Raw genomic sequence first — 14,103 nt, 5'->3', positions numbered from 1 at the left:
CGCGCAAGTGGCGCACCGGGTGGAACGGAATTTACCGTGCCAGCAGCGTACGGGCACCCTGGGTAATGGCTTCCTCGGAGACCAGAACCTGACGCGCCGCCGGACCTAATGGTACAAACGAGTCAACTCCGGCCACCCGCCGCGCCGCTCCGACGTACCCGGCGTCGACCAGCGCGGCGATCACCCCCTCGCCCACCCCGCCGGACCGGCGGGTCTCGTCAACGACCAGCACCCGACCGGTGGCCGAGGCCTCCCGGATGATGTCCGCCACCGGCAGCGGGGCCAGCCAGCGCAGGTCCACCACCCGGCTGCCGATCCCGTCGTCGGCCAGGGCGGCCGCCGCCCGCAGCGACATTCGCACGCCGTTACCGAAGGTGATGATGGTGACGTCCTCGGCGGAGCCGACCCCGTACACGCGGGCCCGGCCGATCGGGACGTGGCCGGCCGCCCACCCGCCCGGCTCGGCGTACTCGCCCAGCCACTCGCCGTCGCCGTCGGCGTACAGGTCGCGGGTGTGGTAGAGCGCGATGGGCTCCAGGAAGACGCAGACGATGCCGTCCACCGCCGCGGCGGCCAGACAGGTCCGCAGCATGGGCGCGGCGTCGTCCGGCCGCGCCGGCACCGCGATCACCAGGCCGGGCACGTCCCGCAGTACGGCCACCGAGTTGTCGTTGTGGAAATGCCCGCCGAACCCCTCCTGGTACGCCAGCCCGGCGACCCGCACCACCATCGGGTTGCGGAACGCCCCGCCGGAGAAGAACTGCATGGTGGCCGCCTCGCCGCGCAGCTGGTCCTCGGCGTTGTGCAGGTACGCCAGGTACTGGATCTCCGGCACCGGCAGCATCCCGGCGACCCCGGCGCCGAGGCCCAGCCCGAGGATCGAGGTCTCGTCGAGCAGCGTGTCGAAGACCCGGGCCGCGCCGAACCTGTCCCGCAGCCCCTTCGTCACCCCGTACACCCCGCCCTTGGCGGCGACGTCCTCGCCGAACACCGCCATCCCCGGGTGGTCGAGCATTCCGTCGGCGAGCGCCGCGTTGATGTTCTGTGCCAGGGTCAGCGGGCCGGCCAGCTCCGGTGGCTTGCCGCCGAACGCCTCGCCGCGCGCGCCCGCGTTCGGCCCAGCCGCCCGGGCCGCCGCGTCGCCCACGGCGCGAGAGATGCGGACCGGCCGGCGCGGGGCCAGCGCCGCCACCACCTCGGCCGGGGAGGCGAGCTTCGGCTCGTCGAGCACCTCCTCGGCCACCCGGCGGATCTGCCAGCCCCGCTCGTCGTACCGGGCCAGCAGCTCCTCGCCGGTGGCGAAGCCCCCCTCGACCAGCAGCCGGGCGGTGGCCAGCAGCGGGTCCCGCGCGGCGTCCGCGGCGATCTCCGCCGGGCTCCGGTACGCGGTCTCCGCGTCCGCCCCGGCGTGCCCCATCAGCCGTACGGTGCTCAGGTGCAGCACGGCGGGCCGCCGGTACCGGCGCACCCAGGCCGCCGCCTCCCCCGCCACCCGGTACGCCTCGACCGGGTCGCTGCCGTCGGCGGCGAAGTACCGGATCCCCGGCTTGGCCCGCAGCGTCGCCGCCACCCAGCCCTTCGGCGAGCGGACGCTGATGCCGAGGCCGTTGTCCTCGCAGACGAAGAGGACCGGGATGCGCAGGCCGGTGTGGTCGTACCAACCGGCGGTGTTGAACGCGGCGGTGGCGCTGGCATGGTTGACCGAGGCGTCGCCGAACGAGCAGACCACGATCGCGTCCGGCGGCCACGGCGAGCCGGTCGCCTCGCCGGTCGACGCGGCGGAGCCGACCCGGCGCCCGCCGCCGACCCGGCGCAGCCGTTCCAGGGCCAGCCCCATGCCGACCGCCCGGGGCAGGTGCGAGGCGATGGTGGAGGTGGTGGGAATGACGGCCAGGTCGGCCCGGCCGAACACCTTGTGCCGGCCACCGGCGATCGGCTCCCGGGCCGAGGCGACCATCCCCCGCAGCACGTCCCGCGCCGCCTCGGCGTGCGCGTCCTCGGTCACCCCGGCCGGGGCGCCGACCACCGCCTCGCCGGTGGCGTCGACCGCGACCCCGGCCCCGGGCGGCACGGCGGTGGCCTCGGCCGCGCCGTCCCCCTCCGAGGTCGCCGCGTCCGGCCGGGCGTCGGTCGACCCGACCTCGCCGTCGGGCTGCCCGCCCGGCGGGTCGGCGTCGTCGGGCTGCCCGCCGGCACCGGCCCCCGGAGGCGCAGCGCCGCCGTCGCCGGTCGGGAAGCTCCCGGCGGCCTGGGCGGCCCGGACGCAGTAGAAGGCGCCGGAGCGGTAGTGCAGGAGGGCGGGGTCGGTGGGCCGGAGGGCGGCGGCCACCGCCGCGTTGCCCTCGTGGCCGGCGGAGCCGATGGTGTAGAACCCCTCCCCGAAGCTGCGCAGCCAGCGCCCGGCGAGGTCCAGCAGTCGACTGGTGACCTGGGCGTCGAAGAGGGCCAGCGCCTGCGCGCCGGTCAGCGGCGCGCCCTCGGTGGGCGGCTCGTCGAGGTCACGCCGCCGGGTGGGGACGCCGAGCGCGCCCAGGGCCTCCCGGAACCGGTCGTCGAGATCTTGCGGGGTGGTCACGTCGGACAGCATTACCGACGAAGGGGCGCCGCGCCCACTCGGACACGATCCCCCCGCCGTGCGTCACTCGCTGCCGCACTGCTCCGGGCAGCCGCCGTCGGAGACCTTCCAGACCAGCTCACGAAGGGCGCCCAGCTCGTCGGTGGTGAGCCCGCCGAGCAGTCGCGAATCGGACATCACCTGGTGCACCCGGTCCCGCATCCGCCGGCCGGCGGCGGTCACCACCAGCGTCTTCTGCCGCCGGTCTGCGGGGTCGACCCGCCGCTCCACCAGCCCGGCCTGCTCCAGCTTGTCGACCAGCCCGGTGACGTTGGAGCGGTCGCAGCGCAGCTGCTCGGCGAGGTCCCGGGCGGGCAGCGGCCGGTCCGGGTCCAGCTCGTGCAGCGCCCGGGCGACGGCCGGGGTGAGACCCAGCTCCGAGATCTCCACGTCCTGGTAGTGCCGGATCGCGGCGGCGATGTGCATGATCCGGCGCACCGCGTCCCCGGCCAGGCCGGAGCGGTCGCCCGCCTCGGGGCCGACGGTCGGAACGGTGGGTTGCGCCATGCCTCAGATGCTACGTGCGCTCCGGCACCTCCCCGCAGTGCTCAACAACACCCCACCCCGCCGCAGCTGATCATGAAGCTATCGCGCCGGCGCGTCGCGCCGGCCGACAACATCCTCATGATCAACTGCGCCATGGGCCGAGGACGGGGACCTGGTGGGTGGGGGCGGGGTGGGGTGGGGGGCGCGGCGGGCGGCGAGGGCGCCGAACAGGAGGAGGGCCGCGGTGAGGCCGGCCGGGGCCAGGGCGACGGGCGCCGGCGGGTGAGCGGCGGCGGTCAGGGCCAGGTGCAGGCCGCCGACCGCGGTCACGCCGAGCACCGCGGCGAGCAGAGTGCCGGTGGAGACCAGCGCGGAGAGCGCGGCCGCCGAGTTCACCGGCACGACGCCGGCCAGCCGGCTCACCAGCGGGCTGAACGCCGCCGCGTGCGCCGCGCCGCCGGCCAGCAGCAGCGCGCTGCCGGGCGCCCACGGCCAGCCGGCGCGGGACAGCCAGGCCAGCGCGACCACCACCGTCGCGAGCACCACCGGGCCGACGACCGGCAGCACCCCCCGTACCCGGTCCGGCAGCCGCGGCACCGCCAGGCCGCAGAGGGCGAAACCCGCGGCGTACGGGAGGAAGGCCAGTCCTGCCGCCAGTGCGGTGAAGCCGAACCCGTCCTGCAGGCGCAGGGTGAGCACGAAGAGGAAGCCGGCGTAACAGCCCATCACCAGGCAACAGGCGAGCAGGCCGGCGGGCACGCCGGGGTGCCGCAGCACCGCCACGTCCAGCAGCGGGTCCGCGCCGCGCCGGGCGCGCCGCCCCTCGTGCCCGAGGAAGAGCCGGAGCCCGACGAGCCCGGCGGCGACCGCGGCGGGCATCGTCCAGGCGGGCCAGTCCAGGTCGCGGCCGAGCACCAGCGGCAGCACCAGGATCAGCATCGCCGCGGCGAGCAGCAGCACCCCCGGCAGGTCCAGGCTCTCCCGGCGCGGGGGCGCGCCCGGCAGTGCGGCGAGCACCCGCCGCCCGACCGGCAGCAGCACCGCCCCGACCGGCACGTTCACCAGGAACGCCGTCCGCCACGTCAGCCCGCCCGGGTCGAGGGTGACCAGCAGCCCGCCGACGACCTGACCGGCGGCCACGCCGAGGGCCAGCACCACCGAGTACGCCCCGATCGCGCGGGCCCGGGCCACCCCCGTGAAGGAGGCCTGGATCAGCGACAGCACCTGCGGCACCAGTAGCGCCGCGGCGGCGCCCTGGACGGCCCGGGCGAGCACCAGCGCGACCGGGCCCGGCGCGAGCCCGCAGGCCAGCGAGGCGAGGCTGAACCCGGCCAGGCCGAGCAGGAAGATCCGGCCGTACCCGTGCCGGGCGCCGAGCCGCGCGCCGGTGACCACCAGCACCGCGAAGGTCAGCGTGTAACCGGCGAGCACGAGCTGCTGGACGGCGGGCGGGCCGGCCAGGTCGGCGCGGATGGCGGGCGCGGCGACCGCCGCGATCGAGGTGTCCATGGAGGCCATCGCCTGCCCGGTCAGCAGGACGACCAGCAGCGCGGCCCCGCGGTCGGTGATCGGCTCGGTCATGGCCACCAGCCTGCCGGGCGGGCCGGCCCCCGGTCTTGACGATTCTTGCGCCCGCCAGCCGTCCGATGGGCGTCGCGGCGGCCTACGCTGGCCGACGTGCGGAGTGCGGTGGAACTGTTGCGGCAGCCCGACTTCCAGGTCGCCGCGGTGCGCTGCCGGGACGACCACACCGGATGGTCCGATCCGGAGCCGGGTGACGCGTACGGGCTGGTGCTGACCCGCCGGGGCGGCTTCCGGCGCGCTGGGCGGGGCGGGGCCGAGTTCATCGACCCGACGGTGGCCTACCTGGTCGTGCCGGGTGAGGAGGAGCGGTTCGCCCACCCGGCGGGCGGTGACGACTGCACCTCCGTGCACCTGTCCGACCGGTTGTGGCAGGAGTTGTTCGCCGACGGCCCGGTCCCGACGGTCGTCCACGCGGACGCCCGGGTCGACCTGGCCCACCGGCTGCTGCTGCGACCCGGCGGCCGCAACGACCCGGACTTCGCCGCCGCCGAACGGCTGGTGCGGCTGGTCGCCGCAGCGACCGGGCCGGTGGCCGACGGCGCCGGACGGGGCAGCCGGCTGGTCGAGCGGGCCCGTGCCGCGCTGCACGACAGGCACCCCGACGCCGCCGGGCTCGTCCCGCTGGCCCGGGCGCTCGGGGTGTCGCCGTACCGGCTCAGCCGGGAGTTCCAGGCGCTGGTCGGGGTGCCGTTGACCCGGTACCGCAACCGGCTGCGGGTCGGGCAGGTGCTGGACCGGCTGGAGGCGGGCGCGGAGAGCCTGGCGGACGTCTCCGCCGAGCTGGGCTTCGCCGACCAGGCACACCTGACCCGGACGGTCCGCGCCCACCTGGGCCACACCCCGGGCCAGCTCCGCCGCCTGCTGCGCAGGGAAGGGCCCCCTGTTGACGCCTCCGGTGGAGCAGGGTCCCCTGCTTGACACTCGCCGCCGACCGGCAGGGCGGGCCCCGGGCTGTTGAGAGGGGGCGTCGTTCGTGATCGAGGACGGGGTGCCCGGCCTGCACCAGACGTACGACCACCCGCCCGCCGCACCCGGCTTCGCCGCCGAGTCCGACGCGGACGCCGACCAGCAGACGGTCGACGCGGAGACCGTCCGCCCCTGACCCGGGGCGGTACGCGGGGTGGCCGCCCGGACCGGGTGGCCACCCTTCGTCGGATCCGGTCAGCCCGGCAGGAACGAGAAGCGGACCTTGCGGGTGGGGTTGTCGCCGTTGGTGTCGACCAGGCAGATCGACTGCCAGGTGCCGAGGGCCAGCCGCCCGTCGACCACCGGCAGGGTCGCGTACGGCGGGACGAACGCGGGCAGCACGTGGTCCCGCCCGTGGCCGGGTGAGCCGTGCCGGTGCCGCCAGCGGTCGTCGGCGGGGAGCAGGTCGTCGATCGCCCGCAGCAGGTCGTCGTCGGAGCCGGAGCCGGTCTCGATGATCGCCAGGCCGGCGGTGGCGTGCGGCACGAAGACGTGCAGCAGGCCGTCGCCCTGCCCGGAGACGAACCCCTCGGCCTCGGCGGTGATGTCCCGGACGGTCGGCCGGGACCCGGTCTGGACGGTGATCACCTCACTGCGCATACGGCGCATTCTGCCCTAGCCGGTCAGGAACCGCCCCCGCCACCGCCACCGTCGGCACCCCGGGATCAGCAGCACCGGTCGTCGCAGGTCGGCAGGGTGGCCGGGTGGCTCCGACCGCGCCGGCCCAGCGCACCCGGCGATCGCACAAAGTTACTGGCGAGTACCTGTGTTGAGCATCGCGTCTGGGGGAGGGAGACGTGACGACGAGCGCCACCAGGGGGCAGGATGGCGCTAGAGACCTATCCCACACACAACCGAGGGAACGCCTGTGGCTACGGAACGCAAGCGCCCGGTGATCACCGCTGGTCTGCCGAGCCAGCTTCCGGACATCGACCCTGAAGAGACCGGCGAATGGGTCGAGTCGCTCGACGGTGTCATCGACGAGCGCGGAACCAAACGCGCCCGGTACGTCATGCTGCGCCTGCTGGAGCGGGCCCGCGAGCGACAGGTCGGGGTGCCGTCGCTGACCACCACCGACTACATCAACTCCATCCCGCCGGAGCGCGAGCCGTGGTTCCCGGGTGACGAGCACATCGAGCGGCGGATCCGGGCGTACATCCGGTGGAACGCCGCCATGCTGGTGCACCGGGCGCAGCGTCCGGAGATCGGCGTCGGCGGGCACATCTCCACCTTCGCCAGCTCGGCGTCGCTCTACGAGGTGGGCTTCAACCACTTCTTCCGCGGCAAGGACCACCCGGGCGGCGGCGACCAGATCTTCTACCAGGGTCACGCCTCCCCCGGCATGTACGCCCGGGCGTTCATGGAGGGCCGGCTGAGCGAGGACCAGCTCGACGGCTTCCGCCAGGAGCTGTCGCACCCGGGTGGCTCACTGCCCTCGTACCCGCACCCGCGGCTGATGCCGGACTTCTGGGAGTTCCCCACCGTCTCCATGGGCCTCGGGCCGCTCAACGCGATCTACCAGGCCCGGTTCAACCGCTACCTGCACCACCGCGGCATCAAGGACACCTCCGACCAGCACGTCTGGGCGTTCCTCGGCGACGGCGAGATGGACGAGGTCGAGTCGCTGGGCGCGATCGGGGTGGCCGCCCGCGAGGAGCTGGACAACCTCACCTTCGTGATCAACTGCAACCTCCAGCGCCTGGACGGTCCGGTCCGCGGCAACGGCAAGGTCATGCAGGAGCTGGAGGCGTTCTTCCGGGGCGCCGGCTGGAACGTGATCAAGGTGGTCTGGGGCCGGGAGTGGGACCCGCTGCTCGCCGCGGACACCGACGGCGCGCTGGTCAACCTGATGAACACGACGCCCGACGGTGACTACCAGACCTACAAGGCGGAGTCCGGGGCGTACGTCCGGGAGCACTTCTTCGGCCGCGACCCGCGGACCCGCAAGATGGTCGAGCACCTGAGCGACGACGAGATCTGGAACCTCAAGCGGGGTGGCCACGACTACCGCAAGCTCTACGCGGCCTACAAGGCGGCGATGGAGCACACCGGCCAGCCGACGGTGATCCTGGCCAAGACGATCAAGGGCTGGACGCTGGGCTCGCACTTCGAGGCCCGCAACGCCACCCACCAGATGAAGAAGCTGACGCTGGAGGACCTGAAGCTCTTCCGCGACCGGCTCTACCTGGACATCCCGGACAAGCAGCTGGAGGAGAACCCCTACCTGCCGCCGTACTACCACCCGGGTGAGAAGTCCGACGAGATCGCGTACCTCAAGGAGCGGCGGCAGCAGCTCGGCGGGTACCTCCCGTCCCGGCGGACCGCCGGCAAGCGGCTGCAGATCCCCGGCCCCGAGCGGTTCTCCGACGTCAAGCGCGGCTCGGGCAAGCAGAAGGTGGCCACCACGATGGCCTTCGTCCGCCTACTCAAGGACGTGATGAAGGACAAGGAGTTCGGCAAGCGCTGGGTGCCGATCATCCCGGACGAGGCCCGCACCTTCGGCATGGACTCGCTCTTCCCGACGGCGAAGATCTACTCGCCGCACGGCCAGCGGTACACGTCGGTGGACCGGGAGCTGTTCCTGTCGTACAAGGAGGCCACCGGCGGGCAGATCCTGCACGAGGGGATCAACGAGGCCGGCTCGGTCGCCTCGTTCACCGCCGCCGGCAGCTCGTACGCCACGCACGGCGAGCCGATGATCCCGATGTACATGTTCTACTCGATGTTCGGGTTCCAGCGGACCGCCGACGGGCTCTGGGCGGCGGCGGACCAGATGGCGCGGGGCTTCCTGCTCGGCGCGACCGCCGGGCGGACCACGCTCAACGGTGAGGGCCTCCAGCACGAGGACGGCCACTCGCTGCTGATCGCCGCCACCAACCCGGCGGTGGTCGCGTACGACCCGGCGTTCGCGTTCGAGATCGCGCACATCATGGAGAACGGCCTGCACCGGATGTACGGCGAGGCGCAGGAGAACGTCTTCTACTACCTGACGGTCTACAACGAGCCGATCTTCCAGCCGGCCGAGCCGCAGGGCGTGGACGTCGACGGCATCCTCAAGGGCATCTACCGCTACTCCCCCGCGCCGAAGGTGGACGGGGACGCGCCGAAGGCGAACATCCTCGCCTCCGGCACCGGCATGCAGTGGGCGCTGAAGGCGCAGGAGATCCTCGCCGAGGACTGGGGCGTGGCCGCCGACGTCTGGTCGGTGACCTCCTGGACCGAACTGCGCCGGGACGCGGTGGAGTGCGAGGAGCACAACCTGCTCAACCCGGGCGGCGAGCAGCGGGTGCCGTACATCCAGCAGAAGCTGGCCGACGCCGACGGGCCGAAGGTCGCGGTCAGCGACTGGATGCGCGCGGTACCGGACCTCATCTCCCGCTGGGTACCGGGCGACTACACCTCGCTCGGCACCGACGGCTTCGGCATGTCGGACACCCGGCACGCGCTGCGGCGGCACTTCCACGTCGACGCCGAGTCGGTGGCGGTCGCGACGCTGCGTCAGCTCGCGCTGCGCGGCGCGGTGCCGGCGAACGTGCCGGCCGAGGCCGCCAAGAAGTACGCGCTGGACGACGTCAACGCCGCCCCGGTGGGCGAGACCGGCGGCGACAGCTAGGTCGTACGCGACAAGGGCCCGGCGCGGTGTCACCGCGCCGGGCCCTTCGCTTTCTCGGGCCGGGTCTCAGCCCGCGGCGTGCACGGCGTGGGGAGCGCGGGCGGTCAGCTCGGCCACGAAGGGCTCGACGGCCGCCTGCCAGCCGTCGGGGTTGTCGTAGTACAGGACGTGGCCGGCATCCGGCACCACGGCCCAGCGGCCGTCGGGCAGCAGCTCGGCCATCTCCCGCTGCCGGTCGACGGGCTGGTCGCTCTGCGCGCCGGCCACCACCAGCGCCGGGCAGGTGACCGCGGTCAGCTCGGGCCGGTGGTCCCGCGCCGACCAGTGCGCCAGCGAGGCGAGCACGTGGTCGGCGTGGGCGAGCGGCCGCCAGCCGTCGGGGCCGCCGGACATCACCTCCACGAAGGACTCCCCCTCGGTACGCCGTTCGGCGCCGAAGTAGTCGCGCACGTCAGCCAGGGTCGGGAACGGCACCGGCCAGTCGGCCAGCCAGCCCGCCCAGCGGTCCACCAGGTCGGGCGGGGTCACCGGGCTCATGTCGGCGATCACCACGGCGGCCACCAGGTCGGGACGGGCAGCGGCGAGCTGCCACGCGGTGAGTCCGCCCATCGAGTGCCCGATCACCACCGCGGGCGCCAGGTCGAGCGCCTCGATCACCGCGACCGCGTCGCCGACGTACGCCGGCCGGTCGTACGGGCCGTCGGGCTTGTCGCTGTGGCCGTGGCCCCGGGCGTCGTATCCGACGACCCGGCCGTGTCGGCTGAGCCAGCGGGCGGTGGCCGTCCAGTTGGCGGCGCGACCGGTCAGCCCGTGCAGCAGCAGGATGCCCGGGCCCTCGCCGCCGAAGTCGACCACCTTCAACCCGGTCCCGCCATGTCCCTCGACGCGCATGCGTCCTCCCTCATGCCTCGAATCGAGGTACACCGTATCGAGGCATGACCGGACGGGCAAGGCAGAATGCGGGAATGCTGGAGTTGGCGATTCTGGGGTTCCTCGGCGAGGGACCGCTGCACGGGTACGAGCTGCGGACCCGCATCTCGCAGCTCGCCGGGTACGCCCGCCCGGTGAGCGACGGCAGTCTCTACCCGGCGATCAACCGCCTGGAGCGGGCGGGTCTGCTCACCCGGCAGCGGGAGCCGGGGGCCGCCGCGGCGCCCCGGCACACCCTCTCGCTCACCGAGGCCGGGCGGGACGAGCTGCGGCGGCGGCTGCGCGAGCCGGCCGAGCTCGACGTCACCGACCAGAACCGTTTCTTCACCCTGCTCGCCTTCCTCGGCCAGCTCGCGGATCCGGCGGCGCAGGCGGCCGTCCTCCAGCGGCGGCTGGACTTCCTCGACCAGCCGGCGAGCTTCTTCTACACCGGGGACCGGCCGCAGCGCGCCGCCGACCAGGCCGACCGGTTCCGCCGGGGCATGCTGGTCATGGCCGGGGGGATCAGCCGGGCGGAGCGGGCCTGGCTGCGGGAGGCCATCGCCGAGCTGCGGGAGCAGGCCGGCTGACCGGGCGCGGAGTGGACGATGGTCCGGCGTCCCTGGCGGGGACGCCGGACCATCACCATCGCGGGTGACGCCGGACGGGCCCGTCAGCCGACGGCGGCCAGGTCGGTCAGTCGGGCCAGCGAGTCCTCCAGGTCGGCGCCGACCCGACGCAGGCCGAGCCGGAGCAGGGCGGCCTTCACCGGGCCGGCGGGCCACCGTACGACGATGAGCCGCACGATCGTCCCGCCCTCCTCCTCGTCCGGGGTCAGCTGTACGTAGATCTCGGTGCGCGCCTCGGCCCGGGCCCCGGCGCCCTTGGCCCGCTCGCGCCACCCGATCAGGGTCGGCCCCTGGTAGGCGATCACCTCGGCCTCGTGCGCCGAGCCGCGTCCGGCCTGGACCAGCTGCCGCCGGCCGAAGCCCTCCCCCGAGAGGACCTCCGCCGCGCGGACCCCCGCCAGCCAGGCGGGCAACTGCTCGGCCCGCTGCACGACGTCCCAGACCGCTTCCACCGGCGCCACCACGTGCGCACTGCGTTCCACGAGGATCATTTCTGTTTTTCCCCCACTTAAAACACATCCGCGATATTCGGCACTCTATGTGTAAATCGGACTTACCCGGACGGGTTCGTAAAAAGACACGCCGAAAACCCTTGCGTGGCCGGCACTCCCGGGCCTATGGCGCATCGGCGGCCCGCGCCCTAGAGTCGCGAACACGCTTCGCGTTTCTGGGAGGGCGAATGACGACCGCGTCGATGCCGGACTTCCCCACCGGGTTCCGCTGGGGGGTGTCCACCTCCGCCTACCAGATCGAGGGCGCGGTCGACGCCGACGGCCGAGGGCCGTCCATCTGGGACACCTTCGCCCACTCCCCCGGACGGATCGCCGACGGCAGCACCGGCGACGTCGCCTGCGACCACTACCACCGGTACCGCGAGGACGTCGCGCTGCTGGCCGGGCTCGGGGTGTCCGCGTACCGGTTCTCCATCGCCTGGCCCCGGGTTCAGCCCACCGGGGCCGGGGCGGCCGACTCCGCCGGGTTGGACTTCTACGAACGGCTGGTGGACGAACTGCTCGGCCACGGCGTCGACCCGGTCGCCACCCTCTTCCACTGGGACCTGCCGCAGGCTCTGGAGGACGCCGGCGGCTGGCTCAACCGGGACACCGCCGCCCGCTTCGCCGAGTACGCCGACCTGGTCGCGGCCCGCCTCGGGGACCGGGTGAAACTCTGGATCACCCTCAACGAGCCGTTCGTCCACATGAGCCTCGGGCACGGCATGGGCGTGCACGCCCCCGGCCGGATGCTGCTCTTCGACGCCTTCCCGGTGGCCCACCACCAGTTGCTCGGGCACGGCCTCGCGGTCTCGGCGCTGCGCGCCCGCAGCAGCAGCCCGGTGGCGATCGCGAACAACTACTCACCGGTGCGCCTGGCCGGCGACACCGACGCCGACCGGGCTGCCGGGGCGGCGTACGACGCGCTGCACAACCGGCTTTTCACCGACCCGCTGCTCGGGCTCGGGTACCCGGAGGAGCCGGGCTTCGACCCGGGCGTGGTCCGCGACGGCGACCTCGACGTGATCGCCGCCCCGATCGACGTGCTCGGGGTGAACTACTACAACCCCACCGGCATCCGGGCGGCCGAGGAGGGCTCGCCGCTGCCCTTCGAGATCGTCCCGCTGGACGGCTACCCGCGGACCGCCTTCGACTGGCCGGTGGTCCCCGACGGGCTGCGCGACCTGCTCGTCGGGCTCCGCGACACCTACGGCGACCGACTGCCGCCGATCCAGGTCACCGAGAGCGGCTGCGCGTACGACGACGTGCCGGACGCCGACGGCCGGGTGGACGACCCGGAACGGATCGCGTACCTGGACGGGCACCTGCGCGCCGTTCGCGAGGCGATCGACGCGGGGGTCGACGTGACCGGGTACTTCGTCTGGTCGCTGCTGGACAACTGGGAGTGGGCCGAGGGGTTCACCAAACGGTTCGGCCTGGTGCACGTCGACTACGCCACACAGACGCGGACACCCAAGTCGTCGTACGCCTGGTTCCGCGACGCGGTGGTCCGGCCGTGACCACGGTCAACCCGACGCCGACCTCGCTGCCGGCGGCGCTCGCCGAACCGACCGCGCCGGTCCGGCGGAGCTGGATCGCGTTGATCTTCGCGGCCAACCTGGGCGTCTGGATGGCCTTCTTCACCCCGATCCAGGTTCTGCTGCCGCAGCAGATCGAGCGGATCGCCCCGGGCGACAAGGAGGCCATGCTCGCGGTCGTCACCGGATTCGGCGCACTCGCCGCCGTGCTGGCCAACCCGCTCGCCGGGGCGTTGTCCGACCGGACCGCGATCCGGCTGGCTAGCCGGCACCTCGGCCGGCGACACGTCTGGACGGCCTCCGGCGCGGTGCTCGGCGCGCTCGCGCTGGTCCTGCTGGCCCGGCAGGAAACCATCGCCGGGGTGGCCGTCGGCTGGGTCGCCGCGCAGGTCTGCTTCAACGCGATGCTGGCCAGCCTGACCGCCGCCATCCCGGACCGGGTGCCGGTGGCCCAGCGCGGCGGCGTCTCCGGCTGGGTGGGCATCCCGCAGGCGCTCGGCCTGGTGGTCGGGGCGGTGCTGGTCACCGCGCTGGTCACCGGCAACGCCGCCGGGTACGCCGCCATCGCGCTGGTGATGCTGCTGCTGTCGCTGCCGTTCGCGCTGCTCACCGCCGACGACCCGCTGCCCCGGGAGCACCGGCCGGCGCTGCGGCTGCGCGGCCTGCTCGCCTCGATGTGGATCAGCCCGCGCCGGCACCCCGACTTCGCCTGGGCCTGGTTCACCCGGTTCCTGGTCCAGACCGGCAACGCCCTCGGCACGCTGTACCTGCTGTACTTCCTGACCGACGGGGTGCGGGTGGCCGACCCGGAGGGCGCGCTGCTGGTGCTGATCCTGCTCTACACGCTCGGCATGATGCTCACCGCCGTGGTCGCCGGCCGGCTGTCCGACCGGTCCGGCCGGCGCAAGGTCTTCGTGATCGTCTCCGGGCTGATCATGGCGGTGGCGGCGCTGCTGCTGGCCGTGGCCCCGGTCTGGCCGATGGCGGTGACCGCCGCGCTGCTGCTCGGCGCCGGCTACGGCGTCTACCTTGCGGTGGACGCGGCGCTGATCACCCAGGTGCTGCCGGCGGCCACCGACCGGGCCAAGGACCTCGGCGTGATCAACATCGCGAACTCGGCGCCGCAGGTGCTCGGGCCGGCCATCTCCGCCCCGATCGTGGTGCACCTCGGCGGCTACCCCACCCTCTACGCGGTCACCGCGGCGGTCACCCTGCTCGGCAGCGCCCTGGTCCTCAAGATCCGTTCGGTGCCCTGACCCGGCCCCCTGGCGGA

Annotated in this window: 12 protein-coding genes; 6 read left to right on the top strand and 6 right to left on the bottom strand. The window is 73.8% G+C overall.

The features are described from left to right. Window positions 1-31 precede the first annotated feature (31 nt). From OG799_RS01270 to OG799_RS01260, 3 genes are all read right to left on the bottom strand, one after another. Complete coding sequence (locus OG799_RS01270; protein ID WP_406042216.1) at window positions 32-2,587, bottom strand: thiamine pyrophosphate-dependent enzyme; 2,556 nt, start codon at window positions 2,585-2,587, stop codon at window positions 32-34. A 51-nt stretch (window positions 2,588-2,638) separates the two neighbouring features. Then, entirely contained in the window at window positions 2,639-3,121 is a 483-nt protein-coding gene (locus OG799_RS01265; RefSeq protein WP_406042214.1) for a MarR family winged helix-turn-helix transcriptional regulator, read from the bottom strand. A gap of 78 nt (window positions 3,122-3,199) precedes the next feature. Continuing rightward, window positions 3,200-4,681, bottom strand: coding sequence for an MFS transporter (locus OG799_RS01260; RefSeq protein WP_406042212.1), 1,482 nt, complete (start codon window positions 4,679-4,681; stop codon window positions 3,200-3,202). A gap of 96 nt (window positions 4,682-4,777) precedes the next feature. Here OG799_RS01260 and OG799_RS01255 point away from each other — a divergent pair, with 96 nt between their 5' ends. Together OG799_RS01255 and OG799_RS01250 are read left to right on the top strand one after the other, a co-directional pair. Continuing rightward, a complete protein-coding gene (locus tag OG799_RS01255; protein ID WP_406042210.1) occupies window positions 4,778-5,602 on the top strand; it encodes a helix-turn-helix domain-containing protein in 825 nt (274 codons plus the stop codon). 55 nt (window positions 5,603-5,657) lie between these two features. Then, complete coding sequence (locus tag OG799_RS01250) at window positions 5,658-5,786, top strand: hypothetical protein (protein ID WP_406042208.1); 129 nt, start codon at window positions 5,658-5,660, stop codon at window positions 5,784-5,786. Window positions 5,787-5,845: 59 nt separating this feature from the next. Here the strand turns inward: OG799_RS01250 and OG799_RS01245 are convergent, their stop codons facing one another. After that, the gene (locus OG799_RS01245; RefSeq protein ID WP_406042206.1) at window positions 5,846-6,250 is read right to left on the bottom strand and encodes a secondary thiamine-phosphate synthase enzyme YjbQ; all 405 of its coding nucleotides are present in this window, start codon (window positions 6,248-6,250) and stop codon (window positions 5,846-5,848) included. 268 nt (window positions 6,251-6,518) lie between these two features. Between OG799_RS01245 and aceE the strand changes: the two genes are divergently transcribed. Next, window positions 6,519-9,263 (top strand): pyruvate dehydrogenase (acetyl-transferring), homodimeric type, encoded by a 2,745-nt coding sequence (gene aceE / locus OG799_RS01240; protein ID WP_406042204.1) that lies wholly within the window; start codon window positions 6,519-6,521, stop codon window positions 9,261-9,263. A 66-nt stretch (window positions 9,264-9,329) separates the two neighbouring features. Here the strand turns inward: aceE and OG799_RS01235 are convergent, their stop codons facing one another. Then, on the bottom strand, window positions 9,330-10,154 hold the full coding sequence (locus OG799_RS01235) for an alpha/beta fold hydrolase (RefSeq protein ID WP_406042202.1): 825 nt from the start codon (window positions 10,152-10,154) through the stop codon (window positions 9,330-9,332). Between the two features lie 74 nt (window positions 10,155-10,228). On the opposite strand from OG799_RS01235, the gene OG799_RS01230 reads away from it, so the two are divergent. Continuing rightward, window positions 10,229-10,762: a PadR family transcriptional regulator gene (locus tag OG799_RS01230; protein ID WP_406042200.1), complete on the top strand. Its 534-nt coding sequence runs from the start codon at window positions 10,229-10,231 to the stop codon at window positions 10,760-10,762. A gap of 83 nt (window positions 10,763-10,845) precedes the next feature. Here OG799_RS01230 and OG799_RS01225 read toward each other — a convergent pair whose 3' ends face one another. Continuing rightward, entirely contained in the window at window positions 10,846-11,292 is a 447-nt protein-coding gene (locus OG799_RS01225) for an SRPBCC family protein (RefSeq protein WP_406042198.1), read from the bottom strand. 188 nt (window positions 11,293-11,480) lie between these two features. On the opposite strand from OG799_RS01225, the gene OG799_RS01220 reads away from it, so the two are divergent. Both OG799_RS01220 and OG799_RS01215 read left to right on the top strand, forming a co-directional pair. Then, window positions 11,481-12,812: a GH1 family beta-glucosidase gene (locus tag OG799_RS01220; protein ID WP_406042196.1), complete on the top strand. Its 1,332-nt coding sequence runs from the start codon at window positions 11,481-11,483 to the stop codon at window positions 12,810-12,812. Next, window positions 12,809-14,086, top strand: coding sequence for an MFS transporter (locus OG799_RS01215; protein ID WP_406042194.1), 1,278 nt, complete (start codon window positions 12,809-12,811; stop codon window positions 14,084-14,086). Before OG799_RS01220 ends, OG799_RS01215 begins: the two co-directional genes overlap by 4 nt. Window positions 14,087-14,103: the final 17 nt, after the last annotated feature.

This window comes from Micromonospora sp. NBC_00898, from assembly GCF_045207895.1.
In the GTDB taxonomy this organism is placed as follows: Bacteria; Actinomycetota; Actinomycetes; order Mycobacteriales; family Micromonosporaceae; genus Micromonospora.
Note: the sequence above shows the minus strand (reverse complement) of the source record. Positions and strands in the feature narration are given on the sequence as shown.

Coding starts and splice junctions, on each gene's coding strand:
- OG799_RS01270 (WP_406042216.1), bottom strand. CDS start 2,587: ATGCTGTCCGACGTGACCACCCCGCAAGATCTCGACGACCGGTTCCGG.
- OG799_RS01265 (WP_406042214.1), bottom strand. CDS start 3,121: ATGGCGCAACCCACCGTTCCGACCGTCGGCCCCGAGGCGGGCGACCGC.
- OG799_RS01260 (WP_406042212.1), bottom strand. CDS start 4,681: ATGACCGAGCCGATCACCGACCGCGGGGCCGCGCTGCTGGTCGTCCTG.
- OG799_RS01245 (WP_406042206.1), bottom strand. CDS start 6,250: ATGCGCAGTGAGGTGATCACCGTCCAGACCGGGTCCCGGCCGACCGTC.
- OG799_RS01235 (WP_406042202.1), bottom strand. CDS start 10,154: ATGCGCGTCGAGGGACATGGCGGGACCGGGTTGAAGGTGGTCGACTTC.
- OG799_RS01230 (WP_406042200.1), top strand. CDS start 10,229: ATGCTGGAGTTGGCGATTCTGGGGTTCCTCGGCGAGGGACCGCTGCAC.
- OG799_RS01225 (WP_406042198.1), bottom strand. CDS start 11,292: ATGATCCTCGTGGAACGCAGTGCGCACGTGGTGGCGCCGGTGGAAGCG.
- OG799_RS01220 (WP_406042196.1), top strand. CDS start 11,481: ATGACGACCGCGTCGATGCCGGACTTCCCCACCGGGTTCCGCTGGGGG.